Below are 17,399 nucleotides of genomic sequence, written 5' to 3' on the forward strand. Positions count from 1 at the left end.
CTCCGGCGACTTCCCGCTGCCCGCCCGCGACGTGCTCGCCTCCCTCGTCGGCGCCGGCACCGGGGCCAGCGACCTCGTGGTGCTCCAGCTGCGCCTGCCGCGGGTCGTCGTGGCGATCGGGGTGGGGGCGGCGCTCGCCGTCAGCGGGAGCCTGTTCCAGGCCGTGACGCGCAACCCCCTCGGCAGCCCGGACGTCGTGGGCTTCACCGCCGGCGCATCGGCCGGTGCGGTCGCCGGCCTGGTGCTCGGCGGGGCCGACGGCTGGGGGGTGCCGGCCGCCGCCGTGGTCGGCGCCCTGGTCACCGCCGTGGCCGTGTACGGCCTGGCCTGGCGGTCGGGGCGCGGCGTGGCCGGGTACCGGCTGGTGCTCGTCGGCGTCGCGGTGGCCGCCCTCGCGACCGCGCTGGTCACCTGGCTGCTCGTGAGGGCGTCGGTGCAGGACGCCACGTCGGCCGTGGTCTGGCTCACCGGCAGCCTCAACGGCCGCGGCTGGCCGCAGACGGTGCCGCTGGGCCTGGCCCTGGTGCTCCTGCTGCCGGCCGCCTGCCTGCTCGCCCGGCCGCTGTCGCTGATGAGCATGGGCGACGACGCCGCGGTGGGGCTCGGGGTGCGGGTGCAGCGCACCCAGCTGCTCGTCGTGGCCGTGGGCACGGTGCTGGCCGCCCTGGCCGTGGCCGCCGCCGGGCCGGTGGCCTTCGTGGCCCTCGCCGCCCCGCAGGTGGCCGCCCGGCTGGTGCGCACGCCCGGCCCGCACCCGGTGCTGGCCGCGCTGACCGGGGCGGTGCTGCTGCTGGGCGCCGACCACGTCGCCCAGCACCTCCTGGGCCCGGTGCAGGTGCCCGTCGGCGTGGTGACCGGAGTCCTGGGTGGGGGCTACCTCGCGTGGCTCCTGGCCCGCGAGTGGAGGTGGAGGGCGTCGTGAGCGAGGTCGTCGCGGTGGAGGGGCAGGCTGGGCGGGTGGAGGCGAGCGACCGGCTGCAGGCGCGCGGGCTGAGCCTGGGCTACGGCGAGCGGCCGGTGCTCGCCGGTCTCGACCTGGTCGTCCCGGACGGCTCCTTCACCGTCCTCGTCGGGCCCAACGCCTGCGGGAAGTCCACGCTGCTGCGCGGCCTGGCCCGGATGCTGCGCCCGCGCGCGGGCAGCGTCCTCCTCGACGGCGCGGAGGTCTCCTCCCTGCCGGCCAAGGAGGTCGCGCGCCGCCTCGGGCTGCTGCCGCAGGGGCCGACCGCGCCGGAGGGGATGACCGTCGTCGACCTCGTCGGCCGCGGCCGCTACCCCCACCAGGGCCTGCTCGGGCGCTGGAGCGCCGCCGACGAGGCCGCCGTCGCCGAGGCGATGGCCGCCACCGGAACCGCCGAGCTCGCGGGCCGCGACGTCGAGGAGCTCTCCGGGGGCCAGCGCCAGCGCGTGTGGCTGGCGATGGCCCTGGCCCAGCAGACCCCGCTGCTCCTGCTCGACGAGCCGACCACCTACCTCGACATCGCCCACCAGGTCGAGGTGATGGACCTGCTCGCCGACCTGCACGACGCCGGCGGGCGCACCCTGGTCGCCGTCCTGCACGACCTCAACCACGCAGCCCGCTACGCGACGCACCTCGTGGCGATGCGCGAGGGCGCCGTCGTGGCGCAGGGCCCGCCGGCCGAGGTGGTCACCGCCGAGCTGGTCGAGGCGGTGTTCGGGCTGCGCTGCCGCGTGGTGCCCGACCCCGAGACCGGGACGCCGCTCGTCGTGCCGGCCGCTCGGGCCCGCCGAACGGCCTAGGCTTGTCCCATGGGACGGATCATCGTCGACGTCATGCCCAAGCCGGAGATCCTCGACCCGCAGGGGCAGGCGGTCGCCGCCGCGCTGCCGCGCCTGGGGCTCGGCGCCTTCACCGGCGTGCGCCAGGGCAAGCGGTTCGAGCTCGAGGTCAGCGGCGAGGTCACGCCGGAGGTGCTCGCCCAGGCGCAGCGCGCGGCGCACACGCTGCTGTCGAACCCGGTGATCGAGGACGTCGTGCGGGTCGCCGACGCCGACGACGAGAGCCAGTGGACCAGCCAGGCGGAGGTGCGGTACTGATGGCCGACCTCCAGCCGGACCTCCGCGGCACCGGCGCCCGGATCGGCGTCGTCACCTTCCCCGGCACCCTCGACGACCGGGACGCCGCCCGCGCCGTCACCCGCGCCGGGGGCGAGGCGGTGGCGCTGTGGCACGCCGACGCCGACCTGCACGGGGTGGACGCCGTGGTGCTGCCCGGCGGGTTCTCCTACGGCGACTACCTGCGCGCCGGGGCGATCGCCCGGTTCGCGCCGGTGATGGGCGAGGTCGCGCGCGCCGCCGAGGGCGGGCTCCCGGTCCTCGGGATCTGCAACGGGTTCCAGGTGCTCTGCGAGGCGCACCTGCTGCCCGGCGCCCTGCGCCGCAACTCCTCCCGCACCTTCGTCTGCCGCGACCAGCGCCTGCGGGTCGAGAGCGCGTCGACGGCCTGGACCTCGGACTTCACCGAGGGCCAGGAGATCGTCGTGCCGCTCAAGAACGGCGAGGGCGGCTTCGTGGCCGAGGAGGACGTGCTCGACGAGCTCGAGGGCGAGGGCCGCGTCGTCGCCCGCTACCTCGGCGCCGACCCGAACGGCTCCCTGCGCGGGATCGCCGGGATCGCCAACGCCCGCGGCAACGTCGTCGGCCTCATGCCGCACCCCGAGCACGCGACCGAGCCCGGCTACGGGCCGGAGTCCGGCGGCGCCAGCGGCGACGGCACGGACGGCCTGGGGTTCTTCACCTCGGTGCTGTCCGCGCTCGTGCGCGCCTGACTGCAACAGCGGCGCCCGCCGGGGCGTCGTAGGGGCATGAGCGACGACGTCCACGACCTCACCGCCCGCCGCGGTGAGGACGATCCCGTGGCGGCGGCCTTCCGGCGCGCCCTGGACGGAGGGCCGGGCCGGCCGGACCCGGTCACCTGCACGACCCTGGCGGCGGTGCAGGCGCGAGCCACCCGGCGCCACCGCCGGCGCCTCGCCGCCGGGTCGCTCGGCACCGCAGCCGTGGTGGCCGCGGCGCTGGCGGTCGTGCCCGGCCTCTTGCCCTCGGAGCCCCTGGCGCAGCCGCCCGCGGGCCTCGGCGCGCCCACCGCCGCCCCGTCGGTCGTCGCTCCGACGGCCGACCCCGGTGACGTCCCGACCGCCGCGGTCCCGGCCCCGACCACTCCCACCGCAGGCCCCCCCGACGACGAGACCGCCGCTGTCATGCTCACCCTGGACCTGGTGCGCCAGGTGGTCCCCGGTGCAGAGGTCGTCGAGGAGCCGGGACCGATCATGGCGATCGCCGTCGAGCCGCCTCCGCCGGTCGTCGGCGGGCTCTGCGTGGACCAGGCGCTGGACGGCGTGCCCCAGCCCGCCGGCGCCTGGTCCGGGACGTGGGCCGACGCGCTGGCCCCGGGGGCGGACGCCGCGGGCCCGGACACCGTCCGCGAGGAGGTGCGGCGCTGGGACGACGCGGCGGGGGCCCGCGCGTACCTGATGGCGGTCGCGGCCACGGCCGAGCCGTGCACCGCGGCGGCGGAGGAGAGCGGCCCGTACACGCTCCTGGAGGTGCCCGGCAGCGGCGAAGGGGCGGGCGAGGACCTCTTCGCCACCGCCGAGCTCGTGCCCGGGCAGTGGCGGGTGCGGGTGGTCACGGTCGAGGGCAGCGCGGCGGTGTCCCTCACGGTGGACGTCACGGCCGCTGACCGGACGGCGGCCGCGACGGCCGTCAGCGAGCTCGCCCGCGCGGCCGCTCAGCGGGCGGGCCAGCGGTGAGCGGGCTCCTCTCCGGCCCCCGGGTCCGCGACGCCCCCGGGTTCGAGGAGCTCGTGGCCGCGCGCAGCGGGCCGCTGCTGTCCATGGCCCGCGGCCTGGTGCGCACCGACGCCGACGCCGAGGACCTCGTGCAGGACGTCCTCGCCCGCGCCCTGGCGAAGTGGGACCGGGTCAGCGCCGCGGGCGACCCCGCCGCCTACGTGAACCGGATGCTCGTCAACGCCGCGATGTCCTGGTGGCGCCGCGGGGCCCGCCGCGAGCGGCCCACCGACGCCGACGACCTGCCGGAGGGCGCCGTCCCGGACGCGACGGCGGCCGTCGACGAGCGCGACGCGCTGCTCTCGGCCCTGCGCCGGCTGCCGCCGCGGCACCGCGCCGTGCTCGTCCTGCGCTACTACGAGGGCCTGCCCGACCACGAGATCGCCGCGCTGCTCGACATGGCGCAGCCGACCGTGCGCAGCAGCGCCTCGCGCGGGCTGGTGGCCCTGCGCCGCGCTGGTCTGCTGGAGGGGTCCGCCGTCGGTAGCCTGGAGGTGTGAGCGCCGTCAGCACCCGGCAGGCCGCCGTCGACACCGTCGAGCACGCCACCGCGACCCCCGACCACGCCCTGCCCCACCGCGAGCTGGGCCTGCGCGAGGAGGAGTTCGCCCGCATCCGCGACATCCTCGGGCGGCGGCCCACCGCCTCCGAGCTGGCGATGTACTCGGTCATGTGGAGCGAGCACTGCTCCTACAAGTCCTCCAAGGTGCACCTGCGCCAGTTCGGGGAGAAGACCACCGAGGCGATGCGCACCTCGCTGCTGGTCGGGATCGGCGAGAACGCCGGGGTGGTCGACATCGGCGACGGCTGGGCGGTGACCTTCAAGGTCGAGAGCCACAACCACCCGAGCTACGTCGAGCCCCACCAGGGCGCGGCCACCGGCGTCGGCGGCATCGTGCGCGACATCCTCGCGATGGGCGCCCGCCCGGTCGCGGTCATGGACTCCCTGCGGTTCGGCGCCCTGGACCACCCCGACACCGCTCGCGTGGTGCCCGGCGTCGTGGCCGGCGTCGGCGGCTACGGCAACTGCCTGGGCCTGCCGAACATCGGCGGCGAGGTCGTCTTCGACTCGGTCTACCAGGGCAACCCGCTGGTCAACGCGCTGTGCGTGGGCGTGATGCGCCACGAGGACATCCACCTCGCCAACGCGACCGGCGCGGGCAACCTCGTCGTGCTCTTCGGCGCCCGCACCGGCGGCGACGGCATCGGCGGGGTCAGCATCCTCGGCAGCCAGACCTTCGACGGCGCGCCCGGCGAGGGCGGCCCGAGCAAGCGCCCGGCCGTGCAGGTGGGCGACCCGTTCGCCGAGAAGCTGCTCATCGAGTGCAGCCTCGAGCTCTTCCGCGCCGGCGTGGTCGAGGGCATCCAGGACCTCGGCGGCGCGGGCCTGTCCTGCGCCACCGCCGAGCTGGCCAGCGCCGGCGACGGCGGCATGGCGGTGCGCCTGGACGCCGTGCCGCTGCGCGACCCCTCCCTGCGCCCGGAGGAGGTGCTGATGAGCGAGTCGCAGGAGCGGATGATGGCCGTCGTCCGCCCCGCCGACCTGGACGCCTTCATGGCCATCACCACCAGGTGGGACGTCGAGGCCACGGTCGTCGGCGAGGTCACCGAGACCGGCCGCCTGCAGATCACCTGGCACGACCAGACGATCGTCGACGTGCCGCCGCGCACCGTGGCCCACGAGGGGCCGGTCTACCAGCGCCCCCTGGCCCGCCCCGCGGACCTCGACGTGCTCAACGACGACCCCGCCGAGGCGCTGCCCCGGCCGACGTCGGGGGAGGAGCTGCGCTCCCAGGTGCTCGCCCTGCTGGCGTCGCCGAACCTGTGCAGCCGCGCCTGGGTGACCGACCAGTACGACCGTTACGTGCTGGGCAACACCGCCCTGGCCACGCCCGACGACGCCGGCGTGGTCCGCGTCGACGAGTCCACCGGCCTGGGCGTCGCCCTCTCGCTGGACGCCAACGGCCGCTACTCCCACCTCGACCCGCGCGCCGGCGCCCGCCTCGCGCTCGCCGAGTCCTACCGCAACGTCGCCACCGCGGGCGCGACGCCGCTGGCGGTCACGGACTGCCTGAACTTCGGCTCCCCCGAGGACCCGGGCGTGATGTGGCAGTTCTCGGAGGCCGTCACCGGCCTGGCCGACGCCTGCGCCGAGCTCGGGGTGCCCGTGACCGGCGGCAACGTGAGCTTCTACAACCAGACCGGCAGCGAGCCGATCCACCCGACGCCGGTCGTCGGCGTCCTCGGCGTGCTCGACGACGTCGCCCGCCGCACGCCGTCCGGGTGGCGCGAGGAGGGCCAGAACCTCTACCTGCTCGGCACCACCCGCACCGAGCTGTCCGGGTCGGAGTGGGCCGCGGTCGTGCACGACCACCTCGGCGGGCTGCCCCCGGCGCTCGACCTCCAGGCCGAGAAGACGCTCGCCTCGGTGATGGTCAACGCCTCCCGCGACGGCCTCGCGGACGCCGCTCACGACCTGTCCGAGGGCGGCCTCGCGCAGGCGCTCGTCGAGGCGTGCCTGCGCTTCGGCGTCGGCGCCCGGGTGTGGCTGGACGCGCTGTGCGACCGCGACGGCGTGGACGCCGCCACGGCGCTCTTCTCCGAGTCCACCGGCCGCGTCCTCGTCTCCGTGCCCCGCAGCGAGGAGGTGCGCTTCACCGACATGTGCACCGCCCGCGGCGTCCCGCACCTGCGGATCGGCGTGGCGGACGGCACCGGTGAGGACGCCGCCCTCGACGTCCAGGGGCTGTTCACCCTGCCGCTGGCCGAGGCCCGTGAGGCCCACCAGGGCACGCTGCCCCGCGCGTTCGCCGGCTCGCTCGACAGCGCCGTGCCCGCCTGAGGCTGCTGCGGGGTGGCCCCGTGCCCGCTCAGGCGGGCACGGGGCGGCCCCGTGCCCGTCTGGTGGGCACAGGGGCGCCCCGTGCGCACGGAGGGTGGGCGTGATCCCGCCCACCGGCGCAGTGGCACCCTGGTGCGGTGCCCGCCCGACGCCGCACCGACCCCGAGGCCGGCCGCGCCGCGCTCGCCCGCTGGCGCGCCGACCCCGCCGGGGCCGACCGGCCGACCACGTCCACGGCCGTGAGGGCGACCCTCGAGGACCTCGCCGACCGCGCTCCGGGCCACACCGTGGAGGTGCGGGTCGCCCCGTTCGGGGTCGTGCAGTGCGTGCCCGGCCCCCGGCACACCCGCGGGACGCCGCCGAACGTCGTGGAGACCGACGCCGCGACCTGGCTGGCCCTCGTCACGGGCGACCTGAGCTGGGCGGACGCGCTCGCGGGCGGTCGGGTGCGCGCCAGCGGCCAGCGGGCGGACCTGTCGGCCTGGCTGCCGCTCGCCGGTACCGTCAGCGGGTGAGCTCCGCGACGCCCGACGGCCCCGACCGCGCGAACGGGCCCGGCGGCTCCTCCGGCCCCGAGGAGCCCCGGCTGGTGGGCCGGCGGACCCACCGCGAGCCCCGCTACGCCGCCTTCCTGGTCGTGGGCGCCGCGCTCGGCGTCCTGCTCGCCGTCGTGCTGACCTTCGCGCGGCCGGAGGGCGACTACGGCCGCGCCGCGGTGCTCGGCTACCTCGCCGTCCTGCTCGGGGCGGCGGGCGCCCTGGTCGCCGGGACCGTCGCGGCGGTCATCGGGTTCGTCATCGACCGCAGGAACCGCGCGCGCTGAGAGCTGTGCCACCATGGGGGCGTGGCCCGCGCAGACGGACGACTCAGCCACGACCTCCTCCCCGGTGAGAAGGCTCCCCAGGACGCTTGCGGCGTCTTCGGGATCTGGGCCCCCGGCGAGGACGTCGCGCGCCTCACCTACTTCGGGCTCTACGCCCTGCAGCACCGCGGGCAGGAGTCCGCCGGCATCGCTGCGAGCAACGGGCAGCAGATCCTCGTCTACAAGGACATGGGACTCGTCTCCCAGGTCTTCGACGAGGCCTCGCTGGCCGGGCTCCGCGGCGACATCGCCGTCGGGCACACCCGCTACTCCACGACCGGCGCGAGCCGGTGGGAGAACGCCCAGCCCACGCTCGGGGCGACCGCGGGCGGCACCGTGGCCCTGGCGCACAACGGCAACCTCACCAACACCCACGAGCTGCGCCGCCTGGTGCGCGAGCGCCACGGCGAGGCCGCGCGCGCCGAGATCGCCCACGGCAACACCACCGACACCGCGCTGATCACCGCGCTGCTGGCCGGCGACCCCGACCACACCCTCGAGGCCACCGCCATGGAGGTGCTGCCCCGCCTGCGGGGCGCCTTCAGCCTCGTCTGGATGGACGAGCACACGCTCTACGCCGCCCGCGACCCGCACGGCGTCCGCCCGCTGGTCGTCGGCCGCCTGGAGCGCGGCTGGGTGGTGGCGAGCGAGACCGCGGCCCTGGACATCGTCGGCGCGAGCTTCGTCCGCGAGGTCGAGCCCGGCGAGATGGTCACCATCGACGCCGACGGCCTGCGCAAGGCGCGCTTCGCCGAGGCCACCCCCAACGGGTGCGTCTTCGAGTACGTCTACCTCGCCCGCCCGGACACGACGATCGCCGGCCGCTCGGTGCACGAGGCCCGCGTGGAGATGGGCCGGCGCCTGGCCGCCGAGCACCCGGTCGAGGCCGACCTCGTCATGCCGGTGCCCGAGTCCGGGACGCCCGCCGCGGTCGGCTACGCCGCCGCCTCGGGCATCCCGTTCGGCCAGGGCGTGGTGAAGAACTCCTACGTGGGCCGCACCTTCATCCAGCCCAACCAGACGATCCGGCAGCTGGGCATCCGCCTCAAGCTCAACCCGCTGCGCCACATGATCGCGGGCAAGCGCCTCGTCGTCGTCGACGACTCGATCGTGCGCGGCAACACCCAGCGCGCGCTCGTGCGGATGCTGCGCGAGGCCGGCGCCGCCGAGGTGCACGTGCGGATCTCCTCCCCGCCGGTGCAGTGGCCGTGCTTCTACGGCATCGACTTCGCCAGCCGGGCCGAGCTCGTGGCCTCCGGGCTGGCGGTCGAGGAGGTCCGCGCGAGCATCGGCGCCGACAGCCTGGGCCACATCTCCATGGAGGCCATGGTCGAGGCCACCGAGCAGCCCCGCGAGCGGCTGTGCACCGCCTGCTTCAGCGGCAGCTACCCGGCCGGCCTGCCGGACGACGTCCGCCTCCTGGGCCACGGCCGCCCGGAGGAGGGGGAGCAGGCCGAGCTCGAGCTCGACGCCCCCGGCGCCACGGACTCCGCGGTGGCCGCCCGATGACCACCTACGCCTCCGCGGGCGTCGACGTCGAGGCCGGCGACCGCGCCGTCGCCCTCATGCGGGCCGCGGTCGCCGCCACGCACGGGCCGCAGGTGCTCGGCGGCATCGGGGGCTTCGCGGGCCTCTACGACGCGAGCGCCCTGACCTCCTACCGGCGCCCGCTGCTGGCCTCCAGCACCGACGGGGTCGGCACCAAGGTGGCCATCGCCCAGGCCCTCGACGTCCACGACACCATCGGCCAGGACCTCGTGGCCATGGTCGTCGACGACCTCGTGGTCTGCGGCGCCGAGCCGCTCTTCATGACCGACTACATCGCCTGCGGCCGCGTGGTGCCCGAGCGCGTCGCGGCGATCGTCGGCGGCATCGCCCGGGCGTGTGCCGAGGTCGGCGCGGCCCTCGTCGGCGGCGAGACCGCCGAGCACCCGGGGCTGCTGGGCCCGCACGAGTACGACGTGGCCGGCGCGGCCACCGGCGTGGTCGAGGCGGACGCCGTCCTGGGCCCCGAGCGGGTGCGCGCCGGCGACGTCGTGCTGGCCCTGGCCGCCTCGGGGCTGCACTCCAACGGCTACTCCCTCGTGCGCCGCGTGCTGGCGGACGCCGGGTGGGGCCTGGAGCGGCAGGTGCCCGAGCTGGGGCGCACCCTGGGGGAGGAGCTGCTGGAGCCGACGCGGCTCTACACCCGCCCGTGCCTGGCGCTGGCGCGCGACCCGCGCTGCGGCGTCCACGCGTTCTCCCACGTCACCGGCGGCGGCCTGGCCGCCAACCTCGCCCGCGTGCTGCCCCCGCACCTGGACGCCGTCCTGGACCGCGCGTCCTGGACCCCGCCGCCGGTGTTCTCGCTCGTCGCCGGGCTGGGCCGGGTGCCCGCGGAGGACGTCGAGCGGACGCTCAACCAGGGCGTCGGGATGGTCGCGGTCGTCGCTCCCGAGGGCGTGGAGGCGGCGCTGGCGTCGCTGGCCGCCTCGGGCGTGCCGTCGTGGGTGGCCGGCGAGGTGCTCGCCGGGGGCGACCCCACCGCGGACGACGGCACCGTGCGCGGCGCCAAGGGCGTCCAGGGGGGTGGCGTGCGACTGGTCGGCTCCCACCCCGCCTGAACGGGGGAGGAGCCGACCAGTCGTCGGAACCTCGGTGCTCGGTCCTGCTGCCGCAGGACGACGTGCCTCAGCCTGAGCGGCGGGACCAGTCGTCGTACGGGTCGTCCTCGTCAGCGTCCAGCGCCGCGGTCGGCTCCGGCTCGACATGACGTGGCAAGAACGGATCACCACCCGCGCCGAGTTCGCGCTCCAGTGCAGTCAGGTCGGTCGCGGGACTGAAGTACTTCAGCTCCCGCGCGACCTTGGTCTGCTTGGCCTTCTGACGGCCGCGCCCCATGGCGTCGACCCCCTCTTGCGTCGGGCCGGGGCAGGCTTGTCAGCGGCCCCGGAGCTGTCGGCTCTCCAGGTCCACCACAGTACAGCCTCGCCGGAGCATCCAGCACCCGTGCCGCGGCAGCGGGGTGCCCGCGCGTCACCCGTCCGGTCCTGAGGGCCCCGCGCAGCGCCCCGGGTGGTCACTCCTGGCCCTCCCGCGCCCGGAGCCGCCCCTCCGGGGTGGTCCGTGACCATTGCGGCGAATGACCCACTCGGACTATGGCGGGGCACAACGCCGACAACGGACAATTCACGGACGACGACGTCCGAGCACCACCAGGTGGGTGGGGCCGGGCGCCCAGGAGGAGAGCCATGACGACGATCCAGGCACCCCAGGCCGAGACGCTGCTGACGCCCGCCGAGGTCGCTGCGCTCTTCCGCGTGGACCCCAAGACCGTGACGCGCTGGGCCAAGGCCGGCAAGCTCACGTCCATCCGGACGCTCGGCGGCCACCGCCGCTACCGCGAGACCGAGGTCCGCGCCCTGCTGACCGGCATCCCCGCGCCGCGCGGCGCCGAGGACTGAGCGCCCGTCCCGCCCCCGCACGCGCGAAGAGCCGCTGACCGACGTCGGTCAGCGGCTCTTCTGCTGCTCTGGTGCTGCGGGTCGCGGTGGTGCTGGTGGCCAGGGGCGGGATCGAACCGCCGACCTTCCGATTTTCAGTCGGACGCTCTGCCAGCTGAGCTACCTGGCCGCTCGAGCGCGCGGCTCGGGCGGAACACGTGGAGCGACCCCGACGGGACTTGAACCCGCGACCTCCGCCGTGACAGGGCGGCGCGCTAACCAACTGCGCTACGGGGCCTGGAGAGGGCCGGAGCCCTCGCAAGACCGTACTGCGGTGGAACTGGTGCTGCGTACCCCCAACGGGATTCGAACCCGCGCTGCCGCCTTGAAAGGGCGGTGTCCTAGGCCGCTAGACGATGAGGGCGTTGACGCCCCCGGTGCCGAGCGGTCCCGGGACGTCGGACCGTCGAGGACGGGCACGAGCATAGCGGGTCCGCGCGGGGGTTCGGGACGGGGGTGCGGGACGGGGTCGGCGCTCAGGGGCGACGGCGCCACCCGCACGGCGCACCGAGCACCATGGACGCCACGGCCGTCCGCTGAGCTCGCGTCCGGAAGGGACGATCATGACCGACTCCACCTCCCAGCCCGCCCTCGACGTCCCGGCCCTGCTGGCCGGGCTGACCCTGGAGGAGAAGGCGTCCCTGGTGGACGGCTCCGACTTCTGGAACACCCAGGGCGTCGAGCGCCTGGGGATCCCCGCGGTCATGGTCACCGACGGCCCGCACGGGCTGCGCAAGCAGGCCGAGAGCGCCGACCACCTCGGGATCGCCAACAGCGTGCCCGCCACCTGCTTCCCGCCCGCGGCCGGCCTGGCCTCGACGTGGAACCCGCAGCTGCTGGAGCGCGTCGGGGCCGCCCTGGGCCGCGAGTGCCGCGCCGAGCAGGTCGCCGTCCTGCTCGGGCCGGGCGTCAACATGAAGCGCACCCCGCTGTGCGGCCGCAACTTCGAGTACTTCTCCGAGGACCCCGTGCTGGCCGGCGAGCTCGCGGCGTCGATGGTCGCGGGCGTGCAGTCCGAGGGCGTGGGCACCTCGCTGAAGCACTTCGCGGCGAACAACCAGGAGACCGAGCGGATGAGCATCTCCGCCGAGGTCGACGAGCGCACCCTGCGGGAGATCTACCTGCCGGCGTTCGAGCGGGTCGTCACCCGCTCGCAGCCGTGGACGGTGATGTGCTCCTACAACCGCATCAACGGCGTGTACGCCTCCCAGGACCGCTGGCTGCTCACCGACGTCCTGCGCGGGGACTGGGGCTTCGAGGGCCTCGTGGTGTCGGACTGGGGCGCGGTCGACGAGCGCCCGGCCGCCCTGGCCGCCGGGCTCGACCTGGAGATGCCCTCCTCCAGCGGCGCCGGCGCGGCGAAGGTCGTGGACGCCGTCCGCTCGGGCCGCCTGGCCGAGGCGGACCTGGACCTGGCCGTCACCCGGGTCCTGGAGCTGCTGCAGCGCGCGCTGCCCGCGCTGGCGCCCGGGCAGTCCTACGACGCCGCGGCGCACCACGCGCTCGCCCACCAGGCGGCGCTGGAGAGCGTGGTCCTGCTCAAGAACGACGGCGGGCTGCTGCCGCTGGACCCGCGGGCGGGCGGTGCCATCGCCGTGATCGGCGAGTTCGCCCGCACGCCGCGCTACCAGGGCGCCGGCAGCTCGCAGGTGAACCCGACCCAGCTCGACGACGCCCTCACCGCGCTGCGGGCCGGGACCTCCCGCGAGGTCGTCTTCGCCCCGGGCTTCGTCGTGGACTCCGAGGAGGCCGACGGCGCGCTGGTGGCCGAGGCGGTCGAGGCGGCCCGGGCCGCGGAGGTCGTCGTCCTGTTCCTGGGCCTGCCGCCGTCGTACGAGTCCGAGGGCTACGACCGCGCGCACATGGACCTCCCGGCGGCCCAGCTCGCGCTGCTGGACGCGGTCGTCGACGCGAACCCGGCCGTCGTCGTCGTGCTGTCCAACGGCTCCGTCGTGACGCTGGACCCCTGGCAGTCCCGGGTGCCGGCGCTCCTGGAGGGCTGGCTGCTGGGCCAGGCCGGTGGGTCGGCCACCGCTGACCTGCTGCTGGGCGCGGCCTCCCCGTCCGGCCGGCTGGCCGAGACGGCGCCGCTCCGGCTCGAGGACACCCCCGCGCACGGGAACTTCCCCGGCGAGAACGGCGTCGTGCGCTACGGCGAGGGCCTGCTCATCGGCTACCGCTGGTACGACAGCCGGAGGATGGCCGTCAGCCACCCCTTCGGCCACGGGCTGACCTACACCTCGTTCGGCTACTCCGACCTCACCGCGGCGGCGGCGGGCGCGGGCTCCGGGGCGAGCGTCGCGGTCGAGGTGACCGTGACGAACACCGGCGACCGCGCGGGCGCGGAGGTCGTGCAGGTCTACGTCGCCGACCCCCGGGCGTCGGTCTTCCGGCCCGAGCAGGAGCTCAAGGCCTTCGCCAAGGTCGAGCTCGCGCCGGGGGAGTCCACCCGGGTGTCCCTGGCGCTGACCGGCCGCGACCTCAGCTACTGGCACTCCGGCCTGGGGCGCTGGGTGGTCGAGGGCGGCACCTTCGAGGTCCGCGTCGGCGCCTCCTCGCGCGACGTGCGGCTGGTCGCCGCGGTCGAGGTCGAGGGCGACGAGATCGTCCTGCCGCTGTCGCCGGACTCCGAGGCGGAGCGGTGGCTGTCCCACCCGGTGGCCGGCCCCCGCCTGCGCGAGCTGCTGGCCGCCGACGGCGGTGGCGCGGCGGCGATGCTCGACGACCCCCAGCACGGGCAGATGATGCGCGCGATCCCCCTGGTGCGCCTGACCCGGTTCCCCGGCTTCCCGGTGGCCGAGGGCGACCTCGAGGCGCTGGCCGCGCAGGCGAACGGTGCCGCCACCTCCTGACGCCACCTCCTGACGCCACCTCCTGACGCCGTCCGTCGGTGCCCGGCTCGCACCGGGCACCATGGCGGCGTGGCGGAGATGTCGGAGCAGGAGTTCGAGGACGCCGTCGCCGACGGCCTGGACCTGCTGCCCGAGGAGCTGGCCCGGGTGATGTCCAACGTCGTCGTCCTCGTCGAGGCGGAGCCCCCGCCCGGCGAGGACGGCGACCTGCTCGGCCTCTACGAGGGCACCCCGCTGACCGAGCGGGACTCCTGGTGGGCGGCGGGCTCGCTGCCGGACCGGATCACGGTCTTCCGCGGTCCGACGCTGCGCGCCTGCGCCACCCGCGAGGAGGTCGTCGAGGAGGTGGCCGTCACGGTCGTGCACGAGGTGGCCCACCACTTCGGCATCGACGACGACCGCCTGCACGAGCTGGGCTGGGACTAGCGCGTCCTCAGCGCCGGTGGGCCCGCCGGCGGCTGTCCGCGGGGGAGCGCAGCAGGTCCAGGACGGCGCGCTCGACCGCGCCGTGCGTGGCCGGCTCCCCGAAGGAGGCCTCGGCGCCGAGCTCGGTCAGGGCCGGCTCGATCGTCGTGCCGTCCTCGAACAGGTCGATGACCCGCGGGTCGACGTAGGAGGCGCGGGCCACCGTCGGGGTGTTGCCGAGGTAGTCCGAGACCTCCTTCATCGCCCGCGCGATGGCCCGCTTGCGGGCGGTGGGGCTCTCGGCGGCGTGGGTGGAGACGGCCAGGGCCACGGCGGCCAGCACGGTGGCGTGCCAGGTGCGGAAGTCCTTGGCCGACACGTCGCCGCCCACGACGTCCTTGACGTAGCCGTTGATGTCGGTGCTCGTGACGTCCACCCACTGCCCGCCGTCGCGGTAGGCGAGCAGGTCGTCGTCCCCGCCGCGCCGGCGCAGCATGACGCCGACGGCCTCGTGGACGGCCTCGTCCCGCAGGGTGAGCAGCCGCTCCTTGCCGTGCTTGGCGATGTAGTCGAAGACCACGAGCGGCCCGTCGAGGCGCACGTGCTGCTTCTCGAGGGTGGCGAGGCCGTAGCTGCCGCCGCTCTCGACGTAGCCCTCGCCGCCGATCCGGAAGAACCCGAGGTCCAGCAGGCGGAACGCCGTGGCGAGGGCGCGCTCGCGGGGCATGCCGGGCAGGGCGATGTGCTCCGCCACGACCTCGCGGGCCGCGGGGAGCCGCTCCGCGACGTCGAGCACCCGGTCGTGCTTGGCGCGGTCGCGCTCCTCGCGCCACTGCGGGTGGTAGAGGTACTGGCGGCGTCCGGCGTCGTCGGTGCCGACGGCCTGGATGTGGCCGTTCGGCGCGGGGCAGATCCACACCTCGCGCCAGGCCGGCGGGATCACCAGGGCCTTGACGCGGGCCACCTGGTCGGGGTCCAGCCGGTTCCCGGCGGCGTCGAGGTAGCTGAACCCGCGGCCGGAGCGGCGGCGGGTCCAGCCGGGCGCGTGCGGGGAGACGGTGCGCAGCCGACGCGCCGCAGCGGTCGTCGTGGTCACTCGGCGAGGGGGTCGTGGCCCCAGTTCATCAGCGAGTAGCGCCACCTCGTCTCGGTGACGTCCCCCGAGGGGCGCTGGGCGAGGTGGCGGTGCACGTACCCCACGACCGTGCGCATGTGCGCGACGTCGTCGTCGGTGAGGTCGTCCTTCTTCGCCCGCAGGATCCCGACGATCCGCCGGCCGGACTCGTGGCCGGTGGACTCCCCGCCGCCGGCGTCCTTCTGCCCCACCGACCGCGACTCCTCGGTCTCCAGCCAGCGCTCGAGCTCGGACGCCGTCATGGTCACCGCCGACCGCCAGTCGTCCCAGACCTCGTCCAGGCCCTGCGCGCGCTCGCTCACGCCTCCGATGGTGCGGTGGGGGGTCGGCGCGCGCACGCCGAGGCGGCATGCTGTCACCCGTGCTGGTGACCAACCACGTCCTGTCCGGGGCGGTGCTGGCGGCCGCGGGGCCGCTCTCCCGGCGCCCGGTGGCGGCGTTCGCGCTCGGGTTCGCCTCCCACTTCGCCCTCGACCGGGTGCGGCACTGGGGCTCGGAGGGGCCGGACCTGCCGCTGCGCGTGGCGGTGCCCGACGGGCTGGTGGGCCTGGCCGCCATGGCCGGCGCGGTCGTGCTGGCTCCGCGCTCGCTCCGCCCGGCCGTGCTGGCGGGCATGGCCGGCGCCGCTGCCCCGGACCTCGACAAGCCCTCCGAGCTGTTCTTCGGCGCCTCGCCCTACCCGGCGCGCTTCGACGCCTTCCACAAGCGCGTCCAGAACGAGTCCCCGCGCCGCATGCCGCAGGAGCTCGCGGTCGCCGCCGCGCTCACCGGCCTCCTCGTGCTGCTGCTGCGCCGGGCCTGATCCGGGGGGCCGGTCCCGCGCTGGGCCGCGGCAGGCATCCCCTCGGCCCCGCGGGGTAGGGCCCGCGCATGGACAGCAGCGACCTCCCGATCCCGGACTTCGACCACCTGCCCCTGGGCGACCTCACCACCCGCATCCGCAGCCTCGAGGCCCCGCAGGTCGAGGCGCTCCTCGCGTTCGAGCAGGAGCACGGCGACCGCGCTCCGGTGGTGCAGGTGCTGAGCGCGCGCCTGGAGCAGCTCGCCGCCGGGTCGCAGCCGTCCGGCGGCGACCCGAACGCCGTCAACCCCCAGTCGCCGCCCGCGCCTGCCGGGGGCTCGGTGGTGAACCCGGCCACGGCGGGCCCGAAGCTCAACCCGCCGTCGCAGGGCGACCCGACCAACCCGGTCCAGGAGACCTGAGCCAGCCACGACCGTGTCCGTGTCCGGAGCAGAGCAGCCCCTCGTGGCCGGCCGGTACCGGCTGACCGGCCACCTGGGCAGCGGGGGCATGGGCACCGTGTGGGCGGGCCGGGACGAGCTGCTGCGCCGCGACGTCGCCGTCAAGGAGGTGCTCCCGCCGGCCGGGCTGACCAGCGCCGACCGCGAGGTGCTGCTCGAGCGCACCCGCCGCGAGGCCCGCGCGGCGGCCGCCGTGGCCTCTCCCTCGGTGATGACGGTCTACGACGTCGTCGAGGAGGGCGAGCGCACGTGGATCGTCATGGAGCGCCTCCCCCCGCGCACCCTCGCGGACGTGCTGGCCGAGGACGGCCCGCTGTCCGTGGAGGCCGCGGCGGGGATCGGGCTGGCCGTGCTCGACGGCCTGGACGCGGCCCACGAGGCCGGCGTGCTGCACCGCGACGTCAAGCCGGGCAACGTCATGTGGGGGCCGGGCCGGCGGGTCGTGCTGGCCGACTTCGGCATCGCGCAGGCACCGGGGGAGACGTCGATCACCGAGGTCGGCGTCGTCCTGGGCTCCCCGGCGTACCTGGCGCCGGAGCGGGCCCGCGGTGGCCAGGCCAGCGCGGCCTCGGACCTGTGGGGCGTGGGCGCCCTGCTGTACGCGGCCGTGGAGGGCCACCCGCCGTTCGAGGGGCCGGGGCCGCTGGCCACGCTCACCGCCGTCGTCGCCGACGACGTGCCGCCGGCCCCGCACGCCGGGGGCCTGGCGCCGGTGATCGAGGGCCTGCTGCGCAAGGACCCGGCCGAGCGCCTGACGTCCGCGCAGG

At 76.0% G+C, this 17,399-nt stretch carries 20 protein-coding genes and 3 tRNA genes; 17 read left to right on the forward strand and 6 right to left on the reverse strand.

From position 1 onward, the window contains the following. The 11 genes from AC5FZL_RS09055 to purM all read left to right on the forward strand — a co-directional run. Positions 1-922: FecCD family ABC transporter permease (locus AC5FZL_RS09055; protein ID WP_493618256.1), on the forward strand; the 922-nt coding region annotated here is incomplete at its 5' end. Continuing rightward, positions 919-1,761 carry an ABC transporter ATP-binding protein gene (locus AC5FZL_RS09060; RefSeq protein WP_493618257.1) on the forward strand — a complete coding sequence of 281 codons (843 nt, stop codon included), beginning with the start codon at positions 919-921 and terminating at the stop codon, positions 1,759-1,761. The genes AC5FZL_RS09055 and AC5FZL_RS09060, both read left to right, overlap by 4 nt. Before the next feature lie 9 nt (positions 1,762-1,770). After that, the gene (locus tag AC5FZL_RS09065; RefSeq protein WP_493618258.1) at positions 1,771-2,058 is read left to right on the forward strand and encodes a phosphoribosylformylglycinamidine synthase subunit PurS; all 288 of its coding nucleotides are present in this window, start codon (positions 1,771-1,773) and stop codon (positions 2,056-2,058) included. Continuing rightward, positions 2,058-2,789: a phosphoribosylformylglycinamidine synthase subunit PurQ gene (gene purQ, locus AC5FZL_RS09070; protein WP_493618259.1), complete on the forward strand. Its 732-nt coding sequence runs from the start codon at positions 2,058-2,060 to the stop codon at positions 2,787-2,789. Before AC5FZL_RS09065 ends, purQ begins: the two co-directional genes overlap by 1 nt. Before the next feature lie 36 nt (positions 2,790-2,825). Further along, complete coding sequence (locus AC5FZL_RS09075; RefSeq protein ID WP_493618260.1) at positions 2,826-3,773, forward strand: hypothetical protein; 948 nt, start codon at positions 2,826-2,828, stop codon at positions 3,771-3,773. Continuing rightward, the gene (locus AC5FZL_RS09080; protein ID WP_493618261.1) at positions 3,770-4,312 is read left to right on the forward strand and encodes a SigE family RNA polymerase sigma factor; all 543 of its coding nucleotides are present in this window, start codon (positions 3,770-3,772) and stop codon (positions 4,310-4,312) included. The genes AC5FZL_RS09075 and AC5FZL_RS09080 overlap by 4 nt, the downstream gene beginning before the upstream one ends. After that, the gene (gene purL, locus AC5FZL_RS09085) at positions 4,309-6,654 is read left to right on the forward strand and encodes a phosphoribosylformylglycinamidine synthase subunit PurL (RefSeq protein WP_493618262.1); all 2,346 of its coding nucleotides are present in this window, start codon (positions 4,309-4,311) and stop codon (positions 6,652-6,654) included. Before AC5FZL_RS09080 ends, purL begins: the two co-directional genes overlap by 4 nt. Before the next feature lie 137 nt (positions 6,655-6,791). Further along, complete coding sequence (locus AC5FZL_RS09090; RefSeq protein ID WP_493618263.1) at positions 6,792-7,169, forward strand: sterol carrier family protein; 378 nt, start codon at positions 6,792-6,794, stop codon at positions 7,167-7,169. Further along, positions 7,166-7,477, forward strand: a complete 312-nt coding sequence (locus tag AC5FZL_RS09095) for a hypothetical protein (protein ID WP_493618264.1) — start codon at positions 7,166-7,168, stop codon at positions 7,475-7,477. Before AC5FZL_RS09090 ends, AC5FZL_RS09095 begins: the two co-directional genes overlap by 4 nt. A gap of 21 nt (positions 7,478-7,498) precedes the next feature. Continuing rightward, complete coding sequence (gene purF / locus AC5FZL_RS09100; RefSeq protein WP_493618265.1) at positions 7,499-9,025, forward strand: amidophosphoribosyltransferase; 1,527 nt, start codon at positions 7,499-7,501, stop codon at positions 9,023-9,025. After that, positions 9,022-10,119 (forward strand): phosphoribosylformylglycinamidine cyclo-ligase, encoded by a 1,098-nt coding sequence (purM, locus tag AC5FZL_RS09105; protein WP_493618266.1) that lies wholly within the window; start codon positions 9,022-9,024, stop codon positions 10,117-10,119. The genes purF and purM overlap by 4 nt, the downstream gene beginning before the upstream one ends. 67 nt (positions 10,120-10,186) lie before the next feature. On the opposite strand, the gene AC5FZL_RS09110 is transcribed toward purM, so the two are convergent. Then, positions 10,187-10,396 carry a DUF3073 domain-containing protein gene (locus tag AC5FZL_RS09110; RefSeq protein ID WP_493618267.1) on the reverse strand — a complete coding sequence of 70 codons (210 nt, stop codon included), beginning with the start codon at positions 10,394-10,396 and terminating at the stop codon, positions 10,187-10,189. A 350-nt stretch (positions 10,397-10,746) separates the two neighbouring features. Here AC5FZL_RS09110 and AC5FZL_RS09115 point away from each other — a divergent pair, with 350 nt between their 5' ends. After that, positions 10,747-10,959 carry a BldC family transcriptional regulator gene (locus AC5FZL_RS09115; RefSeq protein WP_493618268.1) on the forward strand — a complete coding sequence of 71 codons (213 nt, stop codon included), beginning with the start codon at positions 10,747-10,749 and terminating at the stop codon, positions 10,957-10,959. A gap of 93 nt (positions 10,960-11,052) precedes the next feature. Here the strand turns inward: AC5FZL_RS09115 and AC5FZL_RS09120 are convergent. The 3 genes from AC5FZL_RS09120 to AC5FZL_RS09130 form a co-directional block, all read right to left on the reverse strand. Beyond that, positions 11,053-11,128 (reverse strand) — tRNA-Phe (locus AC5FZL_RS09120). A gap of 34 nt (positions 11,129-11,162) precedes the next feature. Next, a tRNA-Asp gene (locus AC5FZL_RS09125) sits at positions 11,163-11,236 on the reverse strand. A gap of 53 nt (positions 11,237-11,289) precedes the next feature. Continuing rightward, a tRNA-Glu gene (locus tag AC5FZL_RS09130) sits at positions 11,290-11,362 on the reverse strand. Positions 11,363-11,561: 199 nt separating this feature from the next. On the opposite strand from AC5FZL_RS09130, the gene AC5FZL_RS09135 reads away from it, so the two are divergent. Beyond that, entirely contained in the window at positions 11,562-13,850 is a 2,289-nt protein-coding gene (locus AC5FZL_RS09135) for a glycoside hydrolase family 3 C-terminal domain-containing protein (protein WP_493618269.1), read from the forward strand. Positions 13,851-13,928: 78 nt separating this feature from the next. Beyond that, entirely contained in the window at positions 13,929-14,276 is a 348-nt protein-coding gene (locus AC5FZL_RS09140) for a metallopeptidase family protein (protein ID WP_493618274.1), read from the forward strand. Positions 14,277-14,283: 7 nt separating this feature from the next. Here the strand turns inward: AC5FZL_RS09140 and AC5FZL_RS09145 are convergent, their stop codons facing one another. Both AC5FZL_RS09145 and AC5FZL_RS09150 read right to left on the reverse strand, forming a co-directional pair. After that, positions 14,284-15,351, reverse strand: a complete 1,068-nt coding sequence (locus AC5FZL_RS09145) for a DNA topoisomerase IB (RefSeq protein WP_493618270.1) — start codon at positions 15,349-15,351, stop codon at positions 14,284-14,286. After that, positions 15,348-15,632, reverse strand: coding sequence for a DUF3140 domain-containing protein (locus AC5FZL_RS09150; protein WP_493618275.1), 285 nt, complete (start codon positions 15,630-15,632; stop codon positions 15,348-15,350). Before AC5FZL_RS09150 ends, AC5FZL_RS09145 begins: the two co-directional genes overlap by 4 nt. A gap of 107 nt (positions 15,633-15,739) precedes the next feature. Between AC5FZL_RS09150 and AC5FZL_RS09155 the strand changes: the two genes are divergently transcribed. From AC5FZL_RS09155 to AC5FZL_RS09165, 3 genes are all read left to right on the forward strand, one after another. Next, the gene (locus tag AC5FZL_RS09155) at positions 15,740-16,192 is read left to right on the forward strand and encodes a hypothetical protein (RefSeq protein WP_493618271.1); all 453 of its coding nucleotides are present in this window, start codon (positions 15,740-15,742) and stop codon (positions 16,190-16,192) included. 68 nt (positions 16,193-16,260) lie between these two features. After that, positions 16,261-16,593, forward strand: a complete 333-nt coding sequence (locus tag AC5FZL_RS09160; protein WP_493618272.1) for a DUF8129 domain-containing protein — start codon at positions 16,261-16,263, stop codon at positions 16,591-16,593. A 19-nt stretch (positions 16,594-16,612) separates the two neighbouring features. Beyond that, positions 16,613-17,399 (forward strand): serine/threonine-protein kinase (locus AC5FZL_RS09165; RefSeq protein ID WP_493618273.1); only part of this gene is annotated, 787 nt, incomplete at its 3' end.

The sequence above is a fragment of the Quadrisphaera sp. DVD1 genome (assembly GCF_058932755.1).